Consider the following 21,874-nt stretch of genomic DNA (forward strand, 5'->3'; position numbering starts at 1 on the left):
AAAAAAGGGTTAATAAAATTAATAAATAATTAAATTCATAGTTAAAAGCCATTCTCATTGCAACATTTGTATGACATTGGCATTACAATTAAACTTCTCTATACTTTAACCGTCATTAGCGGAGTTATCCCACTGCCATGACAAAACGTTTATCCTTATTGCTTCTCATCCTTACGCTTTCTGCGAAAGTACTATTTGCACAACAGCCTCCGCGCGCCGTTAGCGGCACCCTGATAGATAGCCTTGGCGCGGTGCCCGGGATGACGGTAAAACTCACCTCCGACAAAGACAGCATGGTGGTAGCCAGCGATACCAAAGGCGGGTTTAGTTTCGGAGCGGTTTTCTCCAGAAATTTCAAGATAACCGTTTCGGGATTGGGTTATGAAGCGATGAGCAGGAAATATGCTATGGACAACCTAAATACCGCCATCCGGCTGGACCCCATCAAACTGAAAGTACAAACCAATATGCTGGGGCAGGTAAATGTAACTGCCATAAACCCCATCACCATTAAAGAAGATACGGTTGAATATAAAGCTGCCGCCTACAAAGTGCGCGAAGGTTCGCCGGTTGAGGATTTGCTGAAGAAGCTGCCCGGCGTATCGGTAGATAAAGACGGCAACGTTACTGCGCACGGTAAGCAGATTACCAAGGTGCGTGTAAACGGCAAGGATTATTTCAATGGCGATGTGCAAACCGCCACCCAAAACCTGCCTGCCGATATCGTAGAGAACATACAGGTGATAGATGATTACGGCGATCAGGCCAACTTAACGGGCATCAAAACCGGCGACCCGGATAAGATTTTGAACATCACCATACAAAAAGGCAAACGGACAGGCAAATTCGGTCAGGGCACAGTAGGCATAGGTAACGACGACCGTTACCTGGCACGCATATCGGCCAATGCTTTTAGGGAAGACGAGCAGGTATCGCTCATCGGTACCGTAAATAATAACAATACCAACGCGTTCAACCTGGGCGCTGGCGGAGGGGGCGGCGGCAGGGCCGGACGTGGTGGTGGAGGCGGGTCTGCAGGTGGCGGCGTAAGCACGGCCAACGGTATCACGACCAACCGCTCGCTAGGCTTTAACTACCGCAACGAATGGGGCAAAAAGATAACCGTTTATGGCAGCTATAGCTACGCTAATCGCGATAGGCTAAGCACTACCACCTCGCAAACGCAGAGCCTGTTCCAGTCGGGTGCTATTTTGGGTGCCGATAATAGCGACGGGCGCACCCACAACCTTAACCACCGGATAGACTTTAATATGGAGTACCGGATAGACAGCCTGAATTACCTCAAGATAAACCCCAACTTCAACTATAATTCCTCCAACGATAACAGTACAGATGCCTTCAGCAATACGCGTAACGATACCACCGTCACCGGTAACGAGCTGGCCTTAACCAACTCTACCGCGCCAAGCGGCAGCATCAGCGTGTTGTATAACCATAAATTCGCCAAAAAGGGGCGCAACTTCAGTATCAACACCAGCCTGGGTTACTCCAAAAACACGCAGGACCTTAACGATCAATACACTACCGAACAAGCAGGCATAACCACGCCGCTATACCAGCAAATAAACACCAATAACAGCAGCAACCGCTACGGCATATCGTTATCCTACACCGAGCCCATAGGCAACGGCAATTACCTGGAAGCCAACTACAACCACAATTACAGCAATACCGATAACAACCGCTACAATTACCGCATAGACCCCGTTACGCTGGGCCAAACGTATGTAGACTCATTGAGCACGCTGTACAACTACCAGTTTATTACCAATAAATTCGGGCTTAACCTGCGCGGCGTAAAAACCAAATACAACTACACGGTGGGCATGGCCGTGCAACCCGGCTCGCTTGATGGGCAATCGCATAATTTCAGTACCAGCACGCATACCCTCAACTATATACCAACGGCCAGGTTTATCTACAACTTTGCCAAAAACCATTCATTGTCTGTCAATTATAGCGGCAGCAACAGTCAGCCTAGCTTTACCCAGTTACAGCTTCAGCCCGATTTTAGCAACCCCCAAAACCGCATCTACGGTAACCCCGACCTAAAGCCGGCGTTCAACAACAACGTCAGCCTGCGGTACAACCAGTTCGATATCGCCAGCGGCAACTCGCTGTTCACCAACCTATCGTTCACCAGCACCCAGGATAAAATAGTTAGCAATACGCGGCCTATCACCGTTGGCACCACTTCGGGCACTACCAGCCGCAACAACACCATACAGGAAACCCGTTATTTAAATACGGACGGCTTTTACTCGGCCAACGGTAATTACGCTTACTCCAAACCCTTTGCCAACCGAAAATTTACCGTTACGCTAAACGGTGGCGCCAATTTCAACAACAACATCAGTTACCTTAACGATGTGCGCAACGTGGGCAAGAACTGGGTATTTAACCAGGGGGCACGTATCCGCATAGATATCGATAGCCTGATGGATACCGAAGTGAGCGGCAATTACAGCGTAAATACCACTAATTACAGCATCCCGTCGTTCATCAGTACCGATGCCCGCACCTGGACGCTGGGGCTTGATGGCCGCAATTACTTTTTCAAGGGTTGGATACTGGGCTACAACCTTACCCAAACGATTAACCACGGTTTTAGTAGCACGGTTAAGGCCAACCCTACCCTGCTGAGCACTTATGTAGAGTACCAGTTTTTGAAGGGCAATATCGGCGCGCTACGCTTCCAGGCCTTCGATTTATTTAACCAAAATACCGGTGTAACCCGCAGCGTAAGCGGCAACCAGATCATAGATACCCGCACCAACCGCCTTGGCCGTTATTTTATGCTGTCGTTTGCGATAAGGCTGCAGAAATTCGCCGGCAGCAAAGGTGGCCGTAACCGTGGAGGTGGCAGGCGCGGCGGCGGTGAAGGCGGTGGTGGTTTTGGCGGCGGTGGTGGTAGGCCGGAGTAAAAAAATCGCTACTTTTAACCTGCGGTAAATCGTTCGCCGAAAAAAATTCAAGCAGCAAGATGGGTTCGATTATAGAAAAGTATCAGTTATCGTTTGTCACGACTGAAAAATCGGGGGCAAAAACCTATGCAGTTTTATTTTCGAACAGCGACCCATTATTGAATTATCATCTTTCCGGATATTTTTTGGAGCAATCTTTAAGTTTTTTATTGGAAGATGTTTTGCCGGAAATAGAAAAAGCAATTATTGGACAGCCCTTCGATGACGATGCGGGAGGGACATTGAATTTCTTAACGATTGGAATGCCGGCAAGCACGTTTTCCGGCATGGATGAATCCAAAGAAGACATTTCCATACCAACCGAAGACGTAAGGGATATTATTATTTTTTGGGTGGACCAGATTAAAGAATATAACTTGCACACTCCGGCTGTTATTACTTTATCTAACAAGTCAGATTCATGAAAAGTAGACCTAAAGCCATTTCATTATAACCACTCTGCTTAGTATTTTCACCCCATGTTAAACCAGAAGCAAAAATTCCCGTCAAAGAGGGGATTCGTTATCTTTATCCCGCTGATTATTTTGCTATTGATAGAAGTTGGCTACATTGCCGGCGGCAGGTACATTGGAGCCGTGTTGCTGCTCGCAGTAATGTCGGCAGTGTTTTTGCCGGTGTTTTTCAATACCAATTATACCATCCAAAGCGATGGCACGTTGCGGGTGAAATGCGGTATATTCTTTAACACCAGCCTGGATATCGGCAGCATAACCAAAGTAGAAGATAACAGCAGCATATTAAGCGCCCCGGCCCTTTCGATGGATAGGTTGGAGCTATTTTATAATAAATTCGATTCGGTTGTGATCTCCCCACAGGATAAAGCCGCTTTCGTAGCCGAATTACAGAAAATAAACCCGGGCATCCGGTACAATTCATAACCCGAACCGAAAATAAAACGCATGTTGAGGACACTCACCCTATTTTTTGCCTGCTTATTATTAGCCTATAACGGAAACGCACAGGAAACCACGAAGAAAAAAAACTGGCTTACCGATTCGGTACAGGAAGTTTCAACGGTGCTGAAAGCCAATAAGAACATCAAGCAAGGCCTGTACCAGGCGCTGTTCCAAAGAAAAACAGTAGTGGCCATGGGCATGTACGACAATAACAAGAAAGTGGGCTTATGGCGTTTTTTCAGTTCGCAAGGCCAACAGCTTGAGGTTTACGATTATACAGCAGCCAAACTGATTTTCGAAGCGCCGGAAGATACCACGTCTTCCCTGCGTTACTTTGTAGACAGGGAACTGCAGCCTACCGACAAGGTAACCAAACCCATTAAAATAGGCGGCCGGTATTACGGGTATATCCCCTACCTGCAACTTTTTACGCTGCCCGATTATATCGACCCATCAACCAAAAACTTCTTCGATGTAACCGTAGAATTGCTGATAAGCCCGCTAGGCAGGCTGGCCAGCTATAAGGTAAACCTGAACATCAAAGGCGAAACGGTAAGAGTAATTAACATGAGCACCAACCTGCCCGATGAGGCCGACAAAATATTCACTCCGGCCACTTTAAACGGCGAGGGAATTGCCTGCCGCATCATGATAAAAGCATACATCACCGATACCAACCACCTCGATTTTGACTGATGCACAGAAAATCGGAGATTGGTTAAAGGGGCCGGCATTATTACTGACCCTGCTGTTTGCTGCGGCCTGTTGTAAAGCACAAGATACACGCGAGATAACAACCAGGCTTACTAATTCGGTAAAGGAAATTTATCATGTTTTAAAAACTGATAAAACGATTATGCAGGGCTTATATCAAGCTATTTACAGGGATCGCCAGCCTGTAGCAACCGGCATGTACAATCAGGACAAGCGCATCGGCCTCTGGCGTTTTTACGATGCCGCCGGCCACCCCATGCAAACCTATGATTACGACACCAACACAGTAACATTCGAGGCGAAGGAAGACACTACGTCCAATTTCAGATACCTCCTCGATAACACCCTCGGCCCAACTGATAAAGCGCATAAACCCGTAAAAACAGGCGGGCGCTATTTTGGTTATTTAAACTACCTGAAATTATTTAAGCTACCTGCCGAATATGAATCGCATCCTGAGGTGATGCTGAACGAGGTTAAAACCACGCTCGAATTGCTGGTGAGCCCCGGCGGCAGGCTGGCGGATATTAAGGTAAACATCAACAACGGGGCGGAAGATCATTTTATCCGACTGAAACCAGACCTGCTGCCACCCGAAGACAAGATTTTTACGCCTGCTACCCTCAACGGCGAGCCGGTGGCATGCAGAATCATCATCAGGGTGTATATCACCGAAGAAGGCGGGATAGATTTTTATTAAAGATAGTTTATGCTCAAAAATTACTTGTTGATGGCTGTGGCGATACTTGTGGCAAGTATCGCCACAGCGCAGGATACCAAACAAAAAACTACCCGGTTAACCGATTCGGTTTACGAGGTGTACCATGTGCTCAAAACCAACAAAACGATAAAGCAGGGGCTTTACCATGCGCGTTATGGAGAAACGATACCTGTGGCATCGGGTAATTTTGATAACGACGTAAAAGTAGGTACCTGGCGTTTTTTCGACATACGGGGGCATTTGCTGCAGGTATATAACTATGACGCAAAAAAGCTGGAATACGAAGCCCCCGAAGTAGCGGGCAGCGACCTGCATTATTTTGTGGACGAGACTATCGACAGTACAGACGTGGTTACCAAGCCAATAAAAATCGGCGGCAGATATTATGGGTATATACCCTACCTTAACTTGTTCAGGCTACCGGAAGACATTTGGGATATAAATCGTATAAAATACACGGCGGTAGCAGAATTATTGATAAGCCCCCTGGGGAGGTTGGCTTACTACAAAGTTACTATTTTGGGTAAGGATGGTTATGAGCGGGTAATCAATATGAACTTAAACCTGCCCAACCAGGAGGATAAAATATTTTTCCCTGCAAAAAAGAATGGTGAGCCGGTGGCCTGCCGCATCATGATAAATGCCCGCATTACCGATATAGGCCGGCTTGATTTTGCCACAAACAACACAGGCGCACCGTAAACATACGATGCGCCTGTTGCGTTTTCTTTCAGACTTCCGTCTTCCGGCTTAGTGATGGTGGTGGCCATCCGGGCCGTGTGCGTGGCCGTGAGAAAGTTCCTCTGGCGTAGCAGGACGAACGTTCAATATCTCGCCTTTAAAGTGCAATTCCTGACCGGCCATAGGGTGGTTAAGGTCTACAATTACCGAATCCTCGGTAACCGATACTACCTGGCCCTGGAAACGGTTGCCGTTGTTATCCTGCAAAGGCAATACTTCGCCAATTTGCGGTATCTCGGTACCCTGGAACATCTCTTTCGGCAAATTAGCTACTGCTTCTTCGTCGAATTCGCCGTAGCCTTCTGCTGCGGATATGCGGAAATCATAGGTATCACCTGTTGAAAGGGTGCTTAAGTTCTCTTCGAATTTGGGTATCATTTGGCCCGCGCCGAACAAAAAGGTTAGCGGTTGCTCCTGCGTTGCGCTTTCTGCCAGGCCTTCGCTGCCGTCTTCTTGTTTAACATACAAATCGTATGTTAATGATACTACGTGTTGTGGTTCAATTTTCATTATGATGATTATTCGTTAACGATTGGATTAACGGAAATTCATTGCCGGTTGTTGTTTAAGGCAATGGTTTCGCTTGCTGTTTATTTATATAATGGAATCTTTATTTATTTGTTTTAAAGCATCCGCCGTATTATCAACCGGCAGGCTGCAGGTTTTATCCCGGCAAACATAAATCCGGCTCATATCTCCCGGCTTATCTGCCAGCAAAGGTAATGTTCCTTTTTTACCGCCCAACATTATTTTATTGGGGATGTAGTTTTGTTCCATCTCTTTACGCAGCGCATCGGCATCATCGCCGGTAATGGCCACCTCATAAGTGCCGAATAGCTCATCAAGCAAAAGGGCCGTCCAGTTGCTGTAACCGGTGCTGTATTTAGCCAGATGCGGAACGATGTTGCGCAGCATTTGTGCCGATATTGCATGATAGGTTTCTTCATCGAAGAACAGCCCAAGCTTTTTAAGGTTGCGCGCCATAACTGAGTTGGAAGCCGGTATCACGCCATCCATCATCTCGTATTTGCGGGCTATGAGGTGCTCGTCATCGTCGGCGGTGTAAAAGAACATGCCGCTGGGCTCATCGTAATAATGCAGGATAGCGTAATCGGTGATGCCCTTGGCGCGAAGGAGCCATTGCTCGTCGAAAGTTGATTCGTACAGGGCGATAAAGGCATCAACGATGTTGGCGTAATCATCCAAAAAGGTGGCTATCGGCTCATGGTCGCCGTTGGGCAGCAGCACGGGTTCTTTGAATATCCGTAGCAGTTTATCGCCCGATAGCATGTTGTTGCTCAGGAATTCTGCATTCCGCAGGGCGAGGTCAAGGTATGCCGGCTCGTCAAAGGCGCGGTAGGCATCGCAAAGGCCTTTCAGCATCAACCCGTTCCACGAGGCTAATATTTTATTATCAAGCCCCGGCCTGATGCGCTTATCCCTCGCATCAAAAACCTTTTGGCGGGCGAGGTCTATACGGCTTCGCAACTCATCCACCGACAGGCCCAGAGTAGCCGCCAACGCCTCATCATCTTCCCTGCGGAAGAATACGTTGGAATGCTCTTCTTCCCAATTACCGGCATCGGTAGCGTGATAATAAATGCAGAAGATTTCGGTTTCATCGCCTAATATTTCTACAAGCTCGGCCTTGGTGAAAATATAGTATTTGCCTTCCTTGCCCTCGCTATCGGCATCGAGCGCCGAATAGAAACCATATTCGGGCGAGGTTAGCTCGCGTTCTACGAAACTGATAATTTCATCGGCGATGGTTTTACAAAGCGGGTCGGAGTTCCAGGTATAGGCTTCAGCGTAAAGGCTGAGGAGCTGTCCGTTATCATACAGCATCTTCTCGAAATGGGGCACATGCCAAACACCATCCACCGCATAGCGGGCAAAGCCGCCACCTATGTGGTCATAAATGCCGCCGTAAGCCATTTTTTTTAACGTGAGTTTTGCCACTTGGGCAATCTGCTCATCCTGCATCAGGTGGGCGTAACGTATCAGGAACAGCCAGTTGTTAGGCATCGGGAATTTTGGCGCGCCGCCGAGGCCGCCTTCTTCTTCATCAATATAGCGCTTCCAGTTTTTGAGGATGGGTGCCAAATCGGCTTTGGTATATTCGGGCTGCTCGTGAACGAATGCTACCGATTCGTATTGCTTGATGCCATCGGTAAGCCTTACGGCGTATTCTTCGGCCTCCTGGGGCTTTGTTTTGTAGAAATCGGCCAGGTTGAAGAGCAAGCTCGTCCAATCATTCTTGCGGAAATAGGTACCGCCGTAGATTGGGCGTTGGTCGGGCAGGCAGATGCAGTTGAGCGGCCAGCCTCCCCTGCCGCTCATCAATTGTACGGCGCTCATATATATCTGGTCAACGTCGGGCCGTTCCTCCCGGTCGACTTTAATACACACGAAATACTCGTTCATTACCGCAGCAACGGCATCGTCCTCAAAACTCTCATGCTCCATTACGTGGCACCAGTGGCATGCGGAGTAGCCGATGCTAACCAGTATCAGCTTGTTCTCTTCTTTGGCCTTATGCAAAGCCTCCGGCCCCCATGGGTACCAGTTAACGGGGTTGTTGGCGTGCTGTAATAAATATGGGGAAGTGGAGTTGGCAAGGCGATTCATGAGGAGGATGTTTTCAGAATAAACGGCTAAAGTGTTAATTGTTTTTACAATGTGCAAATCAAAAACGAAAGGCAATTTGGACATGGCTGACAAAGCATTATATTTGAATATGCCCGAAACTAAGCCGCCAGTGCCCGGAAGATATATCGACCCATTAGTTGACTTTGCTTTTAAGAAGATATTTGGCAGTGAGCCTAACAAAGACCTGCTGATTGCCTTTTTAAACGTGGTGTTCCGCGGGCGTAAATATATTATTGACCTAACGTATAACAAAACCGAGCATCTCGGCGATACAAAGGATGAAGGAGGTGCGGTGTTCGATTTGCTTTGTACGGGCGACAAAGGCGAGCGTTTTTTAATTGAAGTGCAACGTGCTAAGCAAGGATATTTTAAAGAGAGGGCTTTGTTTTACACGTCGCGCCTGATAAGTGGACAGGCACCAAAAGGTAAGCGAAATACCTGGAGATATAATATTGATGAAATTTACTTAGTGGCACTTTTGGAGAACTTTAGTTTAGAGGGAAGCCCCGCCAATGCTTACCTGCACGATATTTGCCTATGCAACCGCGAAACAGGCGAAATATTTTACGATAAATTGGGTTATACTTATATTGAATTGAGTAAACGGCGAAGCCCTCATGAGTACAATTAAAATACATTAACTTCACGAATAATTTGCTAAAGGCGAGGCTGATTTGATGAGCGACCTTGACAAATGGCTTTATGTTTTAAAAAACATGAGCCGGATGGACAAAATTCCGGTTTATTTACGCAAACCCATTTTCGAAAAACTATTCAGCATTGCAGAATATACAAATCTTACAAAGGAGGAAAAAGACATGTACGATAGCAGCTTAAAATATAAATGGGATAACCAAAACGTGTTGGAGTATGCGGTTTCGACAGCTAAAGCGGAAGGTAGACACCTTGGTATTGTCGAGACTGCCCGTGAGCTTAAAAAAGAAGGCTTATCCGTGGAGTTCATAGCAAAAACCACCAAACTCTCCATTGAGGAAATAGAAAAACTATAAATTTAAAAATGATGTGGGATGCAAAGTTGAAACGGAAATGGGATAATCAGGCTGTACTTGACTATGCCGTTTCTCAGGCATCCGATGTGTATAATGATGCCTTTAACGACGCGTTAAAAAAGCTTATAAGGATGCGTATAACGATGCATTTGAAAAAGGTGTTAAGATAGGTAAGTGTAAAGCTGCTCTTGAAATTGCCGGCAGGTTGAAAATGGAGGGGCTTTCGACATCTAAAATAGCTCAATTCACAAAGTTATCTATCGAAGAAGTAGAAAAACTATAACTTCTCTCACTGAACATCAAACTACATCTATCAACCCTTCAAAAGCTGCTCTGCCACTATCCTACTCCCGAGGATGCAGGCCACAGTCCCCAAGCCCGGCCAGGTAGTATCGCCCACCATCCTGAAATTTTCAATACCGATATCATGAGGCATGGCCTTAAAGTTCGAATTGCTTAAATTTTGCCTCACTCCGCCTACTGTGCCGTTTATCCGCCCGGTATATTTTTCGTAACTGCGTGGAGTGCCTACTTCGTAAACCACCGCATTTCTGCCAAGCTCCGGGTAAACGCGCCTCGCTAAATTTAAAAGATGGTCCCCGATTTCGCTTTTCTTGAGTTGATAAGCTTCTTCGGTAAGATTTTGCCAACCGCCCAGTTTGCAATGCGTGGATATCATTACCGACCGGTATCCTGTGGGGGCACTTGCCTCATCGCCGGGCGCTGAAACCGAAATGAACATATTATTGCCATCGCCCAAAGGCAAATCGTAATCGTGAAATAATTGATGGTGCCTAAGCTCCGGGCAGGCTACCTCGGTTTCGGGCACGCCTAAAAACATGACCAGGGCGCTTTCGTATCGGGGCTTGTCGCGCTTTACATAGCGGCCCAGCGCTGTTTGTATATCCATGGGCGCAATCTTCATCGTATTTTCGGCGGGTATGGCACTCACTACCTGCCGGGCAATAAAAGTACCTTTACGGGTAATAACCCTGAATTCATCATCAGCGCGTTCAAGCTTTTCAACCCGTTGCCCAACCATCAATACGCCACCCAGCGTTTTATACCGGGCGGTTAAATGTTGCCAAAAACCTTTCATGCCACCTGTTGCTCTCCGCAATCCGGCACCACGGATAGTTATGCCCAAGGCAGCATTTATTACCGGGGCCTCATCTAAAGTGGTGTTCACCGTATCTTCTACCAGCATGCTTAAAACGGCTTTCAATTCGATATCATCATCCAGTTTGTACTTTCTTAAAACATCCATCATGGTGCAGTTTGCAAACCGGGCCAGGGGTAAATTGCTTATACCGATAGCCTTCACCGCGTTATAACCATCCCTTAAATTTTGCAGCGGAAGTTTAATACCGGCGCGGCTGGCCTTCCAGAACACATTGGCCAACTTATCCATCAAGGCCCAGAAAGCGCGGTGTGCCGGCGTGTTGCCCAGCTTTTCGGCCCGCTCGCGGTGCCATTTATCCTTGTCGCAGGGAAGGTATATTGATTTGTCGGGCAGCCACAGCCGATAATCGAGGACCTCCGATGGCGGCATTGACAAGCCAACGCTTTTAAAAAATTCGCCTCCTACTCCATCAGGGCCAAAATCCACCAGGGTAGTTGCACCCACATCGAAACTGAAACCCTTTTTTGAGAAATACCCGGCACATCCACCCGGCTGCCCGTGCGATTCTAATATCAGGGTAGACCGCCCCGCAGCCTGCAGCCGCATTGCTGTTGCCATGCCGGCAATACCGCCTCCAATTATTGCTATATCGTATTTGTGCATTTGCTTAAGATTAGCTTAACTAAAACTCCACTCCGTAAATGTAATTTAATTTTCAATATTATTTGAAAGTTTAGTATTTTCATTAAATTTGTAGCAGAATTAACCACCAAACCTCTTGTCAGATGCAAGCCACCACAAAACTCAAATACGCCAAAGCCATTATGCTTTTGGCTGCCATTTATAATATTTTCTGGGGATTAGTCATCTCGGCTTACCCGCAGATACTGCTATTCGGCAACCCGCCTACAGATTTCCTGCTGATTATCCTGCGCTGCGTAGGGATGCTGGTTGGGGTTTACGGCATCGCCTACTACTTCGCCTCCCGCGACCCGAACGCCTACTGGCCGCTTATTTTAGTGGGCTGGATAGGGAAACTGCTGGGGCCAATCGGTTCGGTGTACTATATTGTGTTAGGTAAACTAACCCCTGCCTTTTTCTGGGTAAATGTGTTTAACGATATCATTTGGCTTGTGCCTTTTGGATGGGTGATTTATATGGCGGTAAAGAAGAAGCTTTAACGCTTTGTTATTTTACGACCAAGAACGCAGCGTTTAGCTAATTTATATTGCACGCAAAGCCCCGAAGGCGCAAAGGTTTTTTTGCGGCTTGGCGACTTTGCGCGAAAAAAAACTTTTAAAACTTCGTGCTCTCTGCGCCTCTACGCTCCGCAAGTCTTAGTGTTCTCTGTGTTTAAATAACCACAAAAACGGACTAAAAAAAGATTCTCGAAGCATCATTATTTTTATTCTTTGTACTCTTGTGGTTAATCGTACCATCGTTCTCCTATATTTGCCCCGTGAAATTCCTTTGCATCCTTTTTTCGGTATATGTGCTGCTCCTTTCGGTAAGGCCCTGCTGCGCCGACGACTGCATCGCGAAGTCTATCACCAAAAAAGAAACAGCGAGCCAAAAACAGGAAAAGGACTGTGGAGGGTGCTCACCGTTTTTCTCCTGCGGTACCTGCGCGGGTTTTACGCTTACCAATCGCGTTATTAATGCTGGCAGCACAGCCACCGAAATTGTGGTTGAGCACAATTCGACCTATCAACAACCTGCGCTAAAACCGGTTATGCAATCCATATGGCAACCGCCTCAATTAAGTTAATACCATTCAATAAGCCGCTAGCGGCCTTCTAAATCGTATTAATTTAACACTATTCATTTCAATGAAAAAACTTATCGTGCTGATAACGGCACTGCTTTATACTGCTATAGCTTATTCGCAAAATACATTCAGGGCCACCATTAAAGATGCCAAAACCAACCTGCCACTCATTGGTGCTACGGCGTTGCTGCAGGGCAGCGGCAAGGGCGCATCGTCAGATACCGCCGGACTGGTTACTATAACCAATATCCCCAACGGGAAGCAGGTTATCCTATTCAGATATGTAGGTTACCAACCACTTACCGATACTTTGGATTTCCCGCTTGCACAAACAGAACCTAGGCTCATGCTCCTGGCGCCCGAGGGCAAGGGGGATGGCGAAGAACTGGAAGAAGTGGTTGTAGGCGCTACCCGCAGCAGCCGCACCATTGCCGGCATCCCCACCCGTGTAGAGGTAATTGCCGGGGAGGAGATAGACGAAAAAGGCAATATGAAACCCGGCGACATCCGCATGATACTGGCCGAAAGTACCGGCATACAAACCCAGCAAACATCGGCCACCAGTGGCAATGCCAGCATACGCATACAAGGGCTGGATGGCAAATACACCCAAATTATCCGCGATGGCTTCCCGTTATACTCCGGATTTTCGGGTGGATTAGGCCTGCTGCAAATTGCCCCGCTGGACCTAAAGCAGGTGGAAGTAATTAAAGGCTCCTCCTCTACCCTGTATGGCGGCGGCGCTATTGCGGGCCTGGTAAACCTGGTTTCAAAAGTGCCAACTACAGAAAGGCAACTCAGCATCCTGCTGAACGGCACGTCTGCTTTAGGCTTAGATGTAAGCGGTTTTTACGCCCAAAAGTTCAGGAAAACAGGTCTTACCATTTACGCCGCCTACAACCACGGCTCGCCTTATGACCCGTCGAATATCGACCTCACGGCTATCCCCAAATACAACCGTTTTACGCTCAACCCAAAATTGTTCCTCTACCTCAATGATAAAACCGACCTCAGCGTCGGCGTCAACAGCACCATCGAAAACCGTATAGGCGGCGATTTGCATTACATAAAAGGCAATGGCGATGCGCAGCATACCTACTTCGAGCAAAATAAAACCAGCCGCCACAGCACACAGGCCACCCTTAATACCAGGCTGAATGACAAAGAAGCCCTGCAATTCAAAAACAGCGTAAGCTATTTTAACCGCACCATCAACCTGCCCGATTATACCTTCCAGGGCATACAGCTTTCCACGTACAGTGAAGCCAATTACACCTACAAAAGCGCCAAAACCGATTGGGCGGCCGGCATCAATTACCTGGGCGATGACTTCAGCGAACACAAAACCAGCAGCTTCGCCCTACGCAGCTATAACTATAAAACCATCGGCGCATTCGTGCAGAACACCTGGGATATCAGCGATAAATTCATCCTGGAATCAGGCCTTCGGGGCGACCATCACAACAAATACGGCTTCTTTTTCCTGCCGCGCGTATCGGGTTTGTGGAAGATAAGTCCGCAGGTCTCTACCCGGCTTGGTGGCGGCCTGGGCTATAAGGCGCCCAACGTTTTCACTGAAGATGCCGAGCGGATACAATTCCGTAACGTATTACCCATTGATGTGGCCAACACCCGCGCCGAGCGATCCTACGGTGCCAATTATGATATCAATTACCGTACAGGTTTATTTGATAACAAGGTAAGCTTCAGCATCAATCAGTTGTTCTTCTATACCCGCGTAGAGCACCCAATACTGCTTACCGCTTTGCCAAACGGCAACCTGCAATACCAGCAGCCGCCAGGCGACCTCAACACCAAAGGCACCGAAACCAACGTCAAACTCACCTACAACAACTTTAAGCTTTTTGTGGGTTATACCTTTGCGCATGTTACGCAACATACCGGGAACACTATTAGCACCTATCCGCTAGTATCTAAACATCGGCTAAATAACGTTTTGCTGTACGAAATCCCTGATAAAGTGAAGATTGGTTTGGAGGCTTACTATTTTAGTCCGCAATTGCTAAACGACGGCAAAACCGGCAAAAGCTATTGGACCACCGGGCTAATGGTCGAGCGGATATGGGAGCGTTTTTCGCTCTTCATCAATTTTGAAAACCTGACGGACACCCGGCAAACAAAATTCGATACCATTTACACAGGCAGCATAACTAACCCCGTTTTCAGGGATATATACGCCCCGCTAGATGGTTTTGTGGTGAATGGGGGGATTAAGGTGCGGTTGTGATTCTGGTGCTCATCGTTATTTAACCGCAAAGAACGCAAAAGAAAAACCGCAAAGAACGCAAAGCCTTTAAAGCTGATTTGTGAGGTATAATTTTATAAGGCGTTACCTGTTTAATCTTTGCGTTCTTTGCGAATAAACGCATTGAAAATCCTTTGCGTTCTTTGCGGTTAATAACCAACGTTGCAAACTGTATCAATACTGTTAGCATTTTTTACCCGCCTTTATCTTCCCCTTTCAGCCTAAAACCTTAATTTCGCCTTTTAAGAAAAGAGGAAAAGGATTTGGATTATTTAGCTGGGTTAAACCCCGAACAAAAGGCCGCCGTACTGCAAATTAAAGGCCCGGTGATGATTATCGCCGGCGCAGGATCGGGCAAAACACGCGTTATTACTTACCGGGTTGCCCACCTCATCCGCAGCGGGGTAGATTCGTTCAACATACTGGTGCTTACTTTTACCAACAAGGCCGCCCGCGAAATGCGCGAGCGTATAAACCACATCTGCGGCCCCGAAGCCAAAAACATCTGGATGGGCACCTTCCACTCGGTGTTTGCCAAATTGCTGCGCGTGGAGGCCGATAAAATTGGCTATCCCAGCAACTTCACCATTTACGATACCGACGACAGCAAGAGCGTTCTGCGTGCAATTTTGAAAGAAATGAACCTAGATGATAAGCTGTACGCCGTAAATTTTGTATTGAACCGCATCTCTGCAGCAAAAAACAACCTGGTTGGCTGGCAGGAATACCAGCAGAACGACCAAATCCAGGCCGACGATCACAGCGGCGGCCGTGGCAAACTGGGTGTGATATACCAAACCTATGTTCAACGCTGCTATCGCGCCGGCGCCATGGATTTCGACGACCTGTTGTTTAAAACAAACGAACTTTTAAAACTGCACCCCGAGGTGCTGAACAAATACCAGCACAAGTTTAAATACCTGATGGTGGATGAGTACCAGGATACCAACTTTTCGCAGTACCTCATCGTAAAGCGCCTTGCTGCCGTAAACGAGAACATATGCGTGGTAGGCGATGATGCGCAGAGTATCTACGCTTTCCGCGGGGCAAACATCCAGAACATCCTCAACTTTGAGAAGGATTACCCGGATCTGAAAGTGTTCAAACTGGAACAGAACTACCGCTCTACCCAAAATATCGTAAACGTTGCTAACAGCATCATTGCCAACAACAAAGAGCAGTTGAAGAAAAACGTTTTCTCCGAAAAAGAAACCGGCGACAAGATAAAAGTGATGCGCGCCTTCAGCGATAACGAGGAGGGCAAAACAGTTGCCGAAGCCATTATGCAAGACCGTAGCAGCATGGGAATGAAATGGCACGATTTTGCCATCCTGTACCGCACCAATGCGCAATCCCGATCGATGGAGGAGGCTTTGCGCAAGCTGAATATCCCATACAAGATATACGGAGGCCTGTCTTTCTATCAGCGTAAAGAAATAAAGGACCTTATCGCCTATTTCCGCCTCACCTTTAATCCTAACGATGAGGAAGCGCTTAAACGCGTTATCAATTACCCGAAACGCGGTATTGGGGACACAACTGTTGACCGTATTATCGTAGCGGCGGATAAGAACAGTATTACCCCTTTCGAGGTGATACTGCAACCCAACCGTTACATCGAGAAAGCACCCGCATCGCTATCGTCCTTTGCGGCTATGATACAGAGCTTCCAGGTGTTGGCCAAAAACCAAAGCGCCTACGAAGCTGCACTTTACATTGCCCAGCATTCGGGCCTGTTGAAGGACCTTTACGAGGATAAATCGGTAGAGGGCCTCAACCGCTACGAAAACATACAGGAGTTGTTGAACGGTATCAAGGAATTCTCTGAAAGGGAAGATATCGAAGAAAAAGGCCTCGACGTGTTTATGCAGGATATTGCCCTGTTAACTAACGACGATAAGGATAAAAACAAGGATGCCGATACGGTATCGCTCATGACCATCCACTCCTCCAAGGGTTTGGAGTTTCCGCAGGTGTTTGTGGTAGGGTTGGAAGAGAACCTGTTCCCCTCGCAAATGTCGCTCAACTCGCGCAGCGATCTGGAGGAAGAGCGCCGCTTGTTTTACGTGGCCGTTACCCGTGCCGAGCGCAAGCTGACCATCAGCTATGCTACTTCGCGCTTTAAATTCGGTACGCTGATCAATTGTGAGCCCAGCCGCTTTCTGGATGAGATAGACGCGCGTTACCTGGAGTTGGATTATTCGGCCAAGCCGGCGCAAAGCTCGTTTTTTGATGATGAACGCAACGCCTGGAGCCGCAAGCCCGATACCAAGGGCGATACCTTTTCTAAGCCAAAAGCCGCCACAACACCTCCGCCGGTTAAAACAACATCTATACTGGCCAAGGCGCACGTGGTATCAAAAGATTTTAAAATATCTGATACCAGTAACCTCCAAGTAGGCATGCAGGTAGAGCACGAGCGCTTTGGTTTTGGCAAGGTGCTTACCATGGAAGGCAATAAACCGGATATTAAAGCAACTATTTTCTTTAAGGAAATCGGGCAGAAGCAATTGTTGCTCAAGTTTGCCAAGCTGAGCATAATAGGCGGGGCAGAGTAACCATTTAACCCCATTTGTTGAGGAACTAATTCCCCAGTTTTTTCATGTATGTTTAACGTTGTGTTAATATAACGCAATAGGAGCACATTTTGATTAATGGCATTCCATTTGGATAGGTATTAATACCCTATTTCCCATTAATTAATTTTTATGTACATGATGAGCGAAACTATCAAAAAGAAGACCAACAAATCGGCCGGTAAAAACATCCGTACGCTCCGCCACGATCGCGGCTGGAGCCAGGAAGACGTTGCCAGCCGTTTAGGCATTTCTATCCCTGCGTTTTCTAAAATCGAAACCGGCGTTACCGATATTAATTTATCGAGGCTTGAGCAGATAGCCAACATTTTTGAGGTAAGCGTGGTTAACCTGCTTTCGCTTGAATACGTAGAAGAACCCAGCACGCAAGATGTGAGCCTTAACATCATCCAAAAGAAATTACTGGATAGGGAAACCGAAATAACCAACCTACAGCGCAAAGTAATTTTGCTGTACGAAGAACTGCTGAACAAAAATCACGTTTCGTAATAAAGTTTAGCCAACTGTTTAGTAAACAAAACAGTTGGCTTTTTACGATCAAATCCCAAATTTCATACTGTGTAAATAATTTGAGTAAAACTTAACAGAATTACACTGGATGAAATCATTGGTTTTTTTTATGCGTTATGGCCCTGTTTGGCATATCAATGGCTTTAAGTAATATACTGCATACAATGTGGTATAAAACAAGATCGATATGAGCAACTACATGATATCCATAGCCAATGATGACGCAGTAAAAAACGGCATCATACACGATCCGGCGACTAAGTTGAAAGTGAAGGCGTTCGACTTGCTGAAATCGAGGTTTAAGCCGCGCAAAGGCGAGGTACGCTTTTTTGTAACCGCGGGCAAAGAAACGCTGGCTTTTGAAACACAAGGCTACCGCAGGCACAAGCAACTGCTTATTCTGCATATGATATCCATATACTGCCTGTATTTGGGTTTGTTGGAGGCGCAGATACACGCTACCTGGCCAGCGCTAAGCTAAGGTTAAGGATTTAATAAACGGTTTTGCCGCTGTCGTTCAGCATATCGCTCATTTCGATGATTTTCTGATCGATGTCTGATACGCATTTATCCATCATTTTGATGCATTCTTTCTCATCAACCAACCCTTCCTTCTCCAGGTTCATGAGGCCGCGCAGGGTGGCAATTGGCCCGCGTATCTGGTGCGAAAGGTAAGAGGAGTATTCTGATAATTTCCTATTCTTCACCTGCAAATCCTTCGTTCGTTCATCAATGATTTCTTCCAGGTGATGGTTCACCCTATTCAGGTTATCTTTTTGCTTAGATACCTCGCCGTTCAGCTCGGTTAGTTTGGCGTTGGTATTTGCCTTGCGTTTTACGTTGGTTACCAGTAAAGCGATCACTACAAGCAAAAGGCCGGCAACTATTGTTACGGCCCAAAATTTAATCCTATCGTTTTGCTGTTGCAGTATAATGGCATCCTTCTCTCGCTGCGTGGCCGCCTGCTTGTACTGCTCCTGCAACATCGTTATCTGTGTAGATTCGTTAGAGCTGTGTATCACGCTATCCTGCCTGAAGATCAACTGCAGGTAATACAGCGCCTTTTCGTAATTCTTACGCTTCGATTCCAGCTGGTAAATGATGTAATTATAATCGTTGGTTAGCTTCTCATCTTTCAGCACCTTGGCATAGGCCTGCCCTTCGGTTACCATGCGGCTGGCATCATCAAATTTTCCCTGCGCTATGTAAAGCGTTGCAAGGGTAAGGTTGGTACTGGCTACCGGCTTGTTCAGATCGAGCTCTTTGCCGGCTTTATTGGCTGCGAGCAGCAGTGTTTCGGCTTTATCAAATTCGTGCAGGTTGTAGTAGATAACGCCCCTGTTTTGCTGCACCTGCACCAGGTTTATCGAGTCGCCCAGGTCAGAGAACATCACGTTGCTTTTATCGTAATAAGTAAGGGCCTGGTTATAGCTTTTGTTGCGGTAATACACGTTGCCAATGTTCATCATAATTGATGCTTTTACCGATTGGTCGTTGATGTTTTGGGCTATACCCAAAGCCTGGTTAAGGTATTCCAGCGCCTTGTCTTTATTATTGTCCAGGTACAGGTTACCAATGTTGTTGAGCACTTTAGCCTGGTTGCGGAGGTCGTTAGTGGCCTTGAAAACATCAAGTGCCTTAAGGTAATTATCAATGGCTTTGCCGGCCTGGTTAAGGTAATAATTGCCTATGCCTATTACCCTGTAAGCCTCCCCTATCCCCCGGTTATAATTCAACTCCTGCGCAAGCGCCAGGGCTTTGTTGGCTACCTCTATGGTTTGCTCGGGGCTGGTATAACGGTTATCTAATGCCTGTTTATTCAGTTTGATTACCTCAGATGTATCCCTTGAGTTAATATTTGCATAAACATTATTGGCCCCAACAGAACAACAAATAAACAACAGAACTATCAGGGGATAAATTTTAGTCATCGGGGCTCTATACATTGAAATGCCGTGAAAGTTATAAAATAAATACTAAGTATGGATGTTTGTATTAAATTTAGAAAAAAAATGAATAAAAAAAAATGAAATAGTTTCCCGAAAATTAAAAAACATATTTATATTTGCGTTGTTTAAATAACTGAATAACAATAAGTTATAAGCTATTTATTACGTTATTTTTGCGCCAAAAAAAATACATTTTCTGCTGATTGAAATTATAAACTATTGATTACAAAAGCCCAAAAAGCCCCGTAATATCGCTAATAACAGATGCAGCAAGCGAATTAATTTTTAATAAAATTTAAACTATTAAACAACATGAAAAAAATTTGCATGGCAGCGTTGATTTTACTTTCGGGCATAATGGCATCCTGCATTACAAAAAGCAGCGGCACCGCGCTCGGCGTAATACTGAAACCCTCTATCGGCTTCCGTAAAGACATTGGCATTGCAGATTAATCACCATTAAAAACCCCTGATATGAGAAAGATATTTATCGCAGCATTATTCGCAGGTACCGGCATACTGCTCTCTTGCACAAAAGAGGTAAACCCGCAGCCAACCGCAGCGGCCATTGAACATAGCACAACACCATTCCGCAAGGATATTGGCACCGCCGATTAATTAAAACATCAACCAGGAAACACCAAAGACATACCACAAATAAAAACACTTTTAAAAAATTACCCCTAACAACAAATAACATGAAAAAGACCATCATCGCAGCAGCATTAATCTTAACAACCGGCATCGTTTCGGCATTCACCATCGTACCTGCAAAACGCGATACCACTACCACCAAGCCATCAACCAAAAAAGATATCGGCCAGGCAGATACCAAGAAAGATATCGGACAAGCAGATACTAAAAAAGACATTGGCCAGGCCGATTAATTTGACATCGAAAGCAATAAAATCTCACATAAAAACACAACACCCCTAATTAATAACCACCATGAAAAAAGTAATCATAGCAGCAGCACTTATATTAACCACAGGCATCGTTTCGGCATTCACCACTATGGCACCTGCAAAACGCGATACCACTACTACCAAGCCTTCAACTAAGAAAGATATCGGCCAGGCGGATACCAAGAAAGATATCGGACAAGCAGATACCAAAAAAGACATTGGCCAGGCCGACTAATTAAATCATACAACAAAAAATCTCACAATAACATACAAAACCCCAAAACAAAAGCAATCATGAAAAAAGTAATCATAGCAGCAGCACTCATATTAACCACAGGCATCGTTTCGGCATTCACCACTATAGCACCTGTAAAACGCGATACAACTACTACCAAGCCTTCAACTAAGAAAGATATCGGCCAGGCAGACACCAAGAAAGATATCGGACAAGCAGATACCAAAAAAGACATCGGTCAGGCAGACTAATTAAATCATACAACAAAAAATCTCACAATAACATACAAAACCCCAAAACAATAACAATCATGAAAAAAGTAATCATAGCAGCAGCACTTATATTAACCACAGGCATCGTTTCAGCCTTCACCACTATAGCACCTGTAAAACGCGATACCATTACTACCAAGCCTTCAACTAAGAAAGATATTGGCCAGGCAGATACCAAGAAAGATATCGGACAAGCAGATACCAAAAAAGACATTGGCCAGGCAGACTAATTAAATCATCTATCCACAAACAAAGCAGAGCATAATAACCCCAATCATGAAAAAAGCAATCATAGCAGCAGCACTTATATTAACGACAGGTGTAGTTTCAGCATTTACCACCATTGCACCTGTAAAACGCGATACCACTACCACCAAGCCATCAACTAAAAAAGATATCGGCCAGGCAGACACCAAGAAAGATATCGGACAAGCAGATACTAAAAAAGACATTGGCCAGGCCGACTAATTATATACTTCTACCCACAAATAAAAGCAGCGCATAATAACCCCT

At 46.1% G+C, this 21,874-nt stretch carries 23 protein-coding genes and 1 pseudogene; 19 read left to right on the forward strand and 5 right to left on the reverse strand.

The window, feature by feature from the left end; translation table 11 throughout:
• Nucleotides 1-137: 137 nt before the first annotated feature.
• Genes AC1DXC_RS10855 through AC1DXC_RS10880 form a run of 6 tightly spaced genes read left to right on the forward strand, consistent with a single transcriptional unit; the run spans nucleotide 138 to nucleotide 6,038 of the window.
• On the forward strand, nucleotides 138-2,945 hold the full coding sequence (locus tag AC1DXC_RS10855; RefSeq protein ID WP_477459175.1) for an outer membrane beta-barrel protein: 2,808 nt from the start codon (nucleotides 138-140) through the stop codon (nucleotides 2,943-2,945).
• Nucleotides 2,946-3,004: 59 nt separating this feature from the next.
• Nucleotides 3,005-3,409 (forward strand): hypothetical protein, encoded by a 405-nt coding sequence (locus AC1DXC_RS10860; protein ID WP_477459176.1) that lies wholly within the window; start codon nucleotides 3,005-3,007, stop codon nucleotides 3,407-3,409.
• Nucleotides 3,410-3,463: 54 nt separating this feature from the next.
• A complete protein-coding gene (locus AC1DXC_RS10865) occupies nucleotides 3,464-3,883 on the forward strand; it encodes a PH domain-containing protein (protein WP_477459177.1) in 420 nt (139 codons plus the stop codon).
• Nucleotides 3,884-3,904: 21 nt separating this feature from the next.
• A complete protein-coding gene (locus tag AC1DXC_RS10870) occupies nucleotides 3,905-4,597 on the forward strand; it encodes a hypothetical protein (RefSeq protein ID WP_477459178.1) in 693 nt (230 codons plus the stop codon).
• On the forward strand, nucleotides 4,590-5,315 hold the full coding sequence (locus AC1DXC_RS10875) for a hypothetical protein (RefSeq protein ID WP_477459179.1): 726 nt from the start codon (nucleotides 4,590-4,592) through the stop codon (nucleotides 5,313-5,315). The genes AC1DXC_RS10870 and AC1DXC_RS10875 overlap by 8 nt, the downstream gene beginning before the upstream one ends.
• Before the next feature lie 9 nt (nucleotides 5,316-5,324).
• On the forward strand, nucleotides 5,325-6,038 hold the full coding sequence (locus AC1DXC_RS10880; RefSeq protein WP_477459180.1) for a hypothetical protein: 714 nt from the start codon (nucleotides 5,325-5,327) through the stop codon (nucleotides 6,036-6,038).
• Nucleotides 6,039-6,086: 48 nt separating this feature from the next.
• Here the strand turns inward: AC1DXC_RS10880 and AC1DXC_RS10885 are convergent, their stop codons facing one another.
• Nucleotides 6,087-6,587: an FKBP-type peptidyl-prolyl cis-trans isomerase gene (locus AC1DXC_RS10885; protein ID WP_477459181.1), complete on the reverse strand. Its 501-nt coding sequence runs from the start codon at nucleotides 6,585-6,587 to the stop codon at nucleotides 6,087-6,089.
• 84 nt (nucleotides 6,588-6,671) lie between these two features.
• Nucleotides 6,672-8,789, reverse strand: a complete 2,118-nt coding sequence (locus tag AC1DXC_RS10890) for a thioredoxin domain-containing protein (protein ID WP_477459182.1) — start codon at nucleotides 8,787-8,789, stop codon at nucleotides 6,672-6,674.
• Nucleotides 8,790-8,814: 25 nt separating this feature from the next.
• Here AC1DXC_RS10890 and AC1DXC_RS10895 point away from each other — a divergent pair.
• Nucleotides 8,815-9,736, forward strand: a pseudogene (locus AC1DXC_RS10895) (Rpn family recombination-promoting nuclease/putative transposase).
• Between the two features lie 313 nt (nucleotides 9,737-10,049).
• Here the strand turns inward: AC1DXC_RS10895 and AC1DXC_RS10900 are convergent.
• A complete protein-coding gene (locus AC1DXC_RS10900; protein WP_477459183.1) occupies nucleotides 10,050-11,522 on the reverse strand; it encodes a phytoene desaturase family protein in 1,473 nt (490 codons plus the stop codon).
• A 122-nt stretch (nucleotides 11,523-11,644) separates the two neighbouring features.
• On the opposite strand from AC1DXC_RS10900, the gene AC1DXC_RS10905 reads away from it, so the two are divergent.
• Nucleotides 11,645-12,040 carry a hypothetical protein gene (locus tag AC1DXC_RS10905; RefSeq protein ID WP_477459184.1) on the forward strand — a complete coding sequence of 132 codons (396 nt, stop codon included), beginning with the start codon at nucleotides 11,645-11,647 and terminating at the stop codon, nucleotides 12,038-12,040.
• A gap of 265 nt (nucleotides 12,041-12,305) precedes the next feature.
• On the opposite strand, the gene AC1DXC_RS10910 is transcribed toward AC1DXC_RS10905, so the two are convergent.
• Nucleotides 12,306-12,530: a hypothetical protein gene (locus tag AC1DXC_RS10910; RefSeq protein ID WP_477459185.1), complete on the reverse strand. Its 225-nt coding sequence runs from the start codon at nucleotides 12,528-12,530 to the stop codon at nucleotides 12,306-12,308.
• A 158-nt stretch (nucleotides 12,531-12,688) separates the two neighbouring features.
• Between AC1DXC_RS10910 and AC1DXC_RS10915 the strand changes: the two genes are divergently transcribed.
• The 4 genes from AC1DXC_RS10915 to AC1DXC_RS10930 all read left to right on the forward strand — a co-directional run bounded on the left by AC1DXC_RS10915 (nucleotide 12,689) and on the right by AC1DXC_RS10930 (nucleotide 18,481).
• Nucleotides 12,689-14,875: a TonB-dependent receptor gene (locus tag AC1DXC_RS10915; RefSeq protein ID WP_477459186.1), complete on the forward strand. Its 2,187-nt coding sequence runs from the start codon at nucleotides 12,689-12,691 to the stop codon at nucleotides 14,873-14,875.
• Nucleotides 14,876-15,156: 281 nt separating this feature from the next.
• Nucleotides 15,157-17,451, forward strand: coding sequence for an ATP-dependent helicase (locus tag AC1DXC_RS10920; RefSeq protein ID WP_477459187.1), 2,295 nt, complete (start codon nucleotides 15,157-15,159; stop codon nucleotides 17,449-17,451).
• Between the two features lie 156 nt (nucleotides 17,452-17,607).
• Nucleotides 17,608-17,979, forward strand: a complete 372-nt coding sequence (locus AC1DXC_RS10925) for a helix-turn-helix domain-containing protein (RefSeq protein WP_477459188.1) — start codon at nucleotides 17,608-17,610, stop codon at nucleotides 17,977-17,979.
• 208 nt (nucleotides 17,980-18,187) lie between these two features.
• Nucleotides 18,188-18,481, forward strand: a complete 294-nt coding sequence (locus AC1DXC_RS10930; protein ID WP_477459189.1) for a hypothetical protein — start codon at nucleotides 18,188-18,190, stop codon at nucleotides 18,479-18,481.
• A 10-nt stretch (nucleotides 18,482-18,491) separates the two neighbouring features.
• Here the strand turns inward: AC1DXC_RS10930 and AC1DXC_RS10935 are convergent, their stop codons facing one another.
• The gene (locus AC1DXC_RS10935; protein ID WP_477459190.1) at nucleotides 18,492-19,931 is read right to left on the reverse strand and encodes a tetratricopeptide repeat protein; all 1,440 of its coding nucleotides are present in this window, start codon (nucleotides 19,929-19,931) and stop codon (nucleotides 18,492-18,494) included.
• Between the two features lie 330 nt (nucleotides 19,932-20,261).
• On the opposite strand from AC1DXC_RS10935, the gene AC1DXC_RS10940 reads away from it, so the two are divergent.
• The 7 genes from AC1DXC_RS10940 (at nucleotide 20,262) to AC1DXC_RS10970 (ending at nucleotide 21,829) form a co-directional block, all read left to right on the forward strand.
• Complete coding sequence (locus AC1DXC_RS10940; protein ID WP_477459191.1) at nucleotides 20,262-20,402, forward strand: hypothetical protein; 141 nt, start codon at nucleotides 20,262-20,264, stop codon at nucleotides 20,400-20,402.
• 21 nt (nucleotides 20,403-20,423) lie between these two features.
• The gene (locus tag AC1DXC_RS10945) at nucleotides 20,424-20,567 is read left to right on the forward strand and encodes a hypothetical protein (protein ID WP_477459192.1); all 144 of its coding nucleotides are present in this window, start codon (nucleotides 20,424-20,426) and stop codon (nucleotides 20,565-20,567) included.
• An 80-nt stretch (nucleotides 20,568-20,647) separates the two neighbouring features.
• Entirely contained in the window at nucleotides 20,648-20,836 is a 189-nt protein-coding gene (locus AC1DXC_RS10950) for a hypothetical protein (protein WP_477459193.1), read from the forward strand.
• 61 nt (nucleotides 20,837-20,897) lie between these two features.
• Nucleotides 20,898-21,089: a hypothetical protein gene (locus tag AC1DXC_RS10955; RefSeq protein ID WP_477459194.1), complete on the forward strand. Its 192-nt coding sequence runs from the start codon at nucleotides 20,898-20,900 to the stop codon at nucleotides 21,087-21,089.
• Nucleotides 21,090-21,148: 59 nt separating this feature from the next.
• Nucleotides 21,149-21,340, forward strand: a complete 192-nt coding sequence (locus AC1DXC_RS10960) for a hypothetical protein (RefSeq protein WP_477459195.1) — start codon at nucleotides 21,149-21,151, stop codon at nucleotides 21,338-21,340.
• 59 nt (nucleotides 21,341-21,399) lie between these two features.
• Complete coding sequence (locus AC1DXC_RS10965; RefSeq protein WP_477459196.1) at nucleotides 21,400-21,591, forward strand: hypothetical protein; 192 nt, start codon at nucleotides 21,400-21,402, stop codon at nucleotides 21,589-21,591.
• A 46-nt stretch (nucleotides 21,592-21,637) separates the two neighbouring features.
• A complete protein-coding gene (locus tag AC1DXC_RS10970) occupies nucleotides 21,638-21,829 on the forward strand; it encodes a hypothetical protein (protein ID WP_477459197.1) in 192 nt (63 codons plus the stop codon).
• The last annotated feature ends 45 nt before the right edge of the window (nucleotides 21,830-21,874 follow it).

The sequence above is a fragment of the Mucilaginibacter sp. P2_D11 genome, from assembly GCF_056404435.1.

Bases quoted from the DNA above. Each gene is read 5' to 3' on its own strand.
- AC1DXC_RS10855 (WP_477459175.1), top strand. From the start codon at position 138: ATGACAAAACGTTTATCCTTATTGCTTCTCATCCTTACGCTTTCTGCG.
- AC1DXC_RS10860 (WP_477459176.1), top strand. From the start codon at position 3,005: ATGGGTTCGATTATAGAAAAGTATCAGTTATCGTTTGTCACGACTGAA.
- AC1DXC_RS10865 (WP_477459177.1), top strand. From the start codon at position 3,464: ATGTTAAACCAGAAGCAAAAATTCCCGTCAAAGAGGGGATTCGTTATC.
- AC1DXC_RS10870 (WP_477459178.1), top strand. From the start codon at position 3,905: ATGTTGAGGACACTCACCCTATTTTTTGCCTGCTTATTATTAGCCTAT.
- AC1DXC_RS10880 (WP_477459180.1), top strand. From the start codon at position 5,325: ATGCTCAAAAATTACTTGTTGATGGCTGTGGCGATACTTGTGGCAAGT.
- AC1DXC_RS10885 (WP_477459181.1), bottom strand. From the start codon at position 6,587: ATGAAAATTGAACCACAACACGTAGTATCATTAACATACGATTTGTAT.
- AC1DXC_RS10890 (WP_477459182.1), bottom strand. From the start codon at position 8,789: ATGTCCAAATTGCCTTTCGTTTTTGATTTGCACATTGTAAAAACAATT.
- AC1DXC_RS10900 (WP_477459183.1), bottom strand. From the start codon at position 11,522: ATGCACAAATACGATATAGCAATAATTGGAGGCGGTATTGCCGGCATG.
- AC1DXC_RS10905 (WP_477459184.1), top strand. From the start codon at position 11,645: ATGCAAGCCACCACAAAACTCAAATACGCCAAAGCCATTATGCTTTTG.
- AC1DXC_RS10915 (WP_477459186.1), top strand. From the start codon at position 12,689: ATGAAAAAACTTATCGTGCTGATAACGGCACTGCTTTATACTGCTATA.
- AC1DXC_RS10925 (WP_477459188.1), top strand. From the start codon at position 17,608: ATGATGAGCGAAACTATCAAAAAGAAGACCAACAAATCGGCCGGTAAA.
- AC1DXC_RS10930 (WP_477459189.1), top strand. From the start codon at position 18,188: ATGAGCAACTACATGATATCCATAGCCAATGATGACGCAGTAAAAAAC.
- AC1DXC_RS10935 (WP_477459190.1), bottom strand. From the start codon at position 19,931: ATGACTAAAATTTATCCCCTGATAGTTCTGTTGTTTATTTGTTGTTCT.
- AC1DXC_RS10940 (WP_477459191.1), top strand. From the start codon at position 20,262: ATGAAAAAAATTTGCATGGCAGCGTTGATTTTACTTTCGGGCATAATG.
- AC1DXC_RS10945 (WP_477459192.1), top strand. From the start codon at position 20,424: ATGAGAAAGATATTTATCGCAGCATTATTCGCAGGTACCGGCATACTG.
- AC1DXC_RS10950 (WP_477459193.1), top strand. From the start codon at position 20,648: ATGAAAAAGACCATCATCGCAGCAGCATTAATCTTAACAACCGGCATC.
- AC1DXC_RS10955 (WP_477459194.1), top strand. From the start codon at position 20,898: ATGAAAAAAGTAATCATAGCAGCAGCACTTATATTAACCACAGGCATC.
- AC1DXC_RS10960 (WP_477459195.1), top strand. From the start codon at position 21,149: ATGAAAAAAGTAATCATAGCAGCAGCACTCATATTAACCACAGGCATC.
- AC1DXC_RS10965 (WP_477459196.1), top strand. From the start codon at position 21,400: ATGAAAAAAGTAATCATAGCAGCAGCACTTATATTAACCACAGGCATC.
- AC1DXC_RS10970 (WP_477459197.1), top strand. From the start codon at position 21,638: ATGAAAAAAGCAATCATAGCAGCAGCACTTATATTAACGACAGGTGTA.